The 3699-nt window shown below is 33.8% G+C and carries 3 protein-coding genes; all 3 read left to right on the top strand.

Annotated elements, in window-relative coordinates:
* The first annotated feature begins 168 nt into the window (after positions 1-168).
* From ACX9YW_RS22790 to ACX9YW_RS22780, 3 genes are read left to right on the top strand one after another with little or no spacing between them, the layout of a single operon-like run.
* Positions 169-1242, top strand: coding sequence for a tyrosine-type recombinase/integrase (locus ACX9YW_RS22790; RefSeq protein ID WP_460350986.1), 1074 nt, complete (start codon positions 169-171; stop codon positions 1240-1242).
* On the top strand, positions 1243-3216 hold the full coding sequence (locus tag ACX9YW_RS22785; protein ID WP_460350984.1) for a tyrosine-type recombinase/integrase: 1974 nt from the start codon (positions 1243-1245) through the stop codon (positions 3214-3216).
* A gap of 20 nt (positions 3217-3236) precedes the next feature.
* On the top strand, positions 3237-3623 hold the full coding sequence (locus tag ACX9YW_RS22780) for a DUF6262 family protein (RefSeq protein WP_460350982.1): 387 nt from the start codon (positions 3237-3239) through the stop codon (positions 3621-3623).
* Positions 3624-3699 lie beyond the last annotated feature (76 nt).

Raw genomic sequence — 3699 nt, 5'->3', positions numbered from 1 at the left:
CTTATATGTAGTATATCAGGGCGTAGTATTTAACGTTAATATCGTTAAATACTATGCCCTTTTTGTTTCTTTATTTACAGCATATATTGAGTAGGAAAATATAGTAAACATAGTTTTCGTAGAAAGGGTAATAAAAAAACATCACTATTGTATCTGGAGGTGATGTTAATGAAAGTGCAAGAGGTTTTAATTAATGACAGAAAGAGATATTTGCTTATTGACGGGGATAATAAGCCAGTCGTTCCTGTTTTGAGGTTTCTTAAATATCTAGATAACATTGGAAAAACCGAAAATACATTAAAGTCATATTGTCATTATTTAAAGTTTTACTTTCAATTTTTAAACGAAAAAGAAAAAGAGTACAAGGAAGTGGATCTTGACCTTCTGGCGGAATATATAGCTTGGCTAAGAAGCCCATATCAATCTACTAAAGTAGTTCAATTTCAACAAACAAAAGCGAGGAGATCTGAACGAACAGTTAATACTATGATTACTTGTGTTCAGAGCTTCTACGATTACTTGATGCGAATTGAAGAATATGAAAAAGATCTATCCGAAAAAACCAAAAAGCAAGTGATTGGGAATCACCGATCATTCAAACCCTTTTTACATCATATCTCAAAGGGGAAGCCACTTGATAAAAATATATTAAAAATTAAAGAACCTCGAAGAGAAGTTCTAACACTTACAAAAGATCAAGTTCAATCAATTCACGATGCGTGTAGCAATATTCGAGATGCTTTATTGGTTCGAATTTTGTATGAAGGGGGTCTTAGAATTGGAGAGGCATTATCTTTATGGATTGAGGACTTTGATATTGGCTCTACATCCATAAAGGTACGAGAATCTAAGACTGTAAATGGAAGAGGAAGAAGAGTATATGTATCTGGCGATACAATGAATGTTTTTCAAGATTATCTAATTGATTTTCATGATGCAGATACAAATCATGTATTTATAAATTTAACAGGTCCGAATAAGGGAGAACCGTTAAATTATCAAGCAGCTTTTGATGTAATTAAACGTATAAGAAAGAAAACTCAGATTGATGTAACACCTCATATGTTGAGACATACTTATGCCACTGAACTTCATGAACAAGGAGTGGAAGTATCTATCATCCAAAAGCTATTAGGGCACTCACAAGTCCAAACAACGATACAAACATATATCCATCCAACAGATGAAACAATACGAAAAGAGTGGCTGAAAGCACATGAGAATATGAAGGGTGAGAATTAAATGAAGTTAAGTCCAATTAATATACAGGAATCTATAAATCAACGAATCAAGCAAATTGAACAAGAGCTACAAGGGTATTGGAAAAGTGACCGTTGGGACCCAATAGAATGTCCACTTTACACTAGCGAAACCAACGTCAACAAACAAGTTGTTAGGTTTAAAAATGTTTTAAATACATGTATTACAAATGAGTTGAAATACTACTTTTTTAAATGTCTGACTGAATCAGTTTTAAAAATGGAGACCGTATGGAGAAGGTCTCCTGCAATAAATAGATTACAAGGATTTATTTTGAAGTATTACTCAAATATTAATTCAATCCTGGACATTTCATATGAGAAATTCTTGTTTCACTATAAAACTTACCTTTTCGAAGATGGTTGTAGCAAGTTAACAGTTAAAGGTTACGTGCAGCTATATAATCGTATTCATGCATTTTTTCTTGATTGGTATGATGTACGAAGCGAAACTGAAAAAGACATCTGGAATGTACGTAAATTAGGGATTGATTACAATCAGAGCACCAGTAATGATTGTACATTGAATTTCAATTCGGTCCCCACTGTTTTTAGGGATCTTGTGAAAAAATATATTAAAAATCGACTCTTAGTACAGGAAAGCCTTAGCTGGGGGTCAGCAATTCAAAATACAACAAAACTGCAGGTTTTCTTCAAGTTCATTCATGAAAAGTATCCAAACTGGTTAAGTTTAGATCAATTAAGCAGAATTGATATTGAGCAGTTTATTGAATTCTTGCGAACACACCCGATGGGTGGAAATAGTCACTATAAGGGAGAAGCCCCTACAGAAAACTATATAAACCGATCTATGGGATTTCTGGAGGCATTCATTGAATATTTACAGAGGTTTGAATGGAATGAAGCTCCAATAAAGCCTGTTAGACTACTTATTTTCCCTGAAGACAAACCTAAATCCCCTCCGAAGTCGAAGGACAATGTTAAATATATTTCTGATTTTGTGTGGGAACAAATAATGAACCATATGGAAAAGCTGCCTGAAAATATAAGGACCATTATATTACTATTAGAGGCAACAGGATTTAGAATATCAGATACCTGTGCCTTAAAGGTAGATTGCTTGATTCAAAAAGAAGATGGTTGGTGGGTTGTTGGAGAGCAGCGTAAGGTCAAGGATAAAACCCATCGGGTTCCTATCTCTGAAGAAATAGCAAAAGTAATTCTTGCACAACAGGAATTAACTAGGCGTAAATCTTCTCAAGATAATAATCCTTTGAATTATTTATTCCCAACCTATACTGGAACAAGAAAAGGTGAACCGATTTCACGAGGAAACGTAGTAAATAATCTAAATAAAATAGCTTTAGAAAATAATATAGTTGATGAAAACGGAGACATCTACCGATGCAAGCCACACGCATTCAGGCATCGATTTGGAGTGAATTTGATCAATAACGGAATGAATATTCTGCATGTACAAAAGCTGATGGCACATGCGAGCCCTGAGATGACACTAGTGTATGCCCAGATCCATGATACTACCCTTCGTAAAGAATGGGAAAAGGCTTCAAATAATGGAGCTGTAAAGCTTCAGCAAGGTGGTCTAGTAATCTCCACTACATTAGAACAACAAGCTGATGATAATGGATTAGAGCTGGAATGGATTCGTCATAATTTAGATTCAATTCGGTTGGATCATGGATTTTGTATTAAAAGTCCTAAAAATAATTGTGATTATCTTGAGCAGACATTGGAGCCACCGTGCATAAAGAATAGTTGCCGAAGTTTCCATGTAGATCAGACATTTCTAGACTTCTATAACGACCAAATTCTTAAAATGGAATCTGATATAGAGGTATATCAAAAATCAGGTAGATATAGATCAGCCGAAATTATTCAACCAAAATTGAAAAAGTACAAAGAAATAAGAGATGGAATAAAAAATAATGGCGGGGTTTCTGGGCTCCCAAAAACAAAAAGAGAATTGAGAAACTAAATAGAAAGAGATGGAATTCAATGGCTAATAAAAACCCAAACACTGAACCTTTAATTCGCAGTATCGAAGATAAAAAGCAAAAAACTAAGCAAAAGGTCGAAAGCACTATTAAAGATATGATTAAACAGAAAGAAAAGATAAACTTTAATTCTGTATCAGCAAAATCAGGGGTATCAAAACCCTTTTTATATAAATACGACGAGATCAGATCTAGAATTGAAACATTAAGAAAACAGGAAGAAAAGTTAGATTCACCAAATCAGGTTAAACGAAATATGACAGAACACTCTAAAGACGTGGTAATAGCCTCACTTCGAAAGAAAGTGAAGCATCTCGAAGAAGAAAATCAGAAATTGAAGGAACAATTAAAGGTCGATTGGGCAGCAATTTATAATGAAATAAAATAAACAATATCTTAAATAACATGTAAACATAGAATGAGGTTCGATGGAACCTCATTTTTTTCGATGATACTATATATAA

This window comes from Pseudoneobacillus rhizolycopersici (genome assembly GCF_054786815.1).
This window is presented reverse-complemented; position numbering and strand designations above follow the sequence as displayed.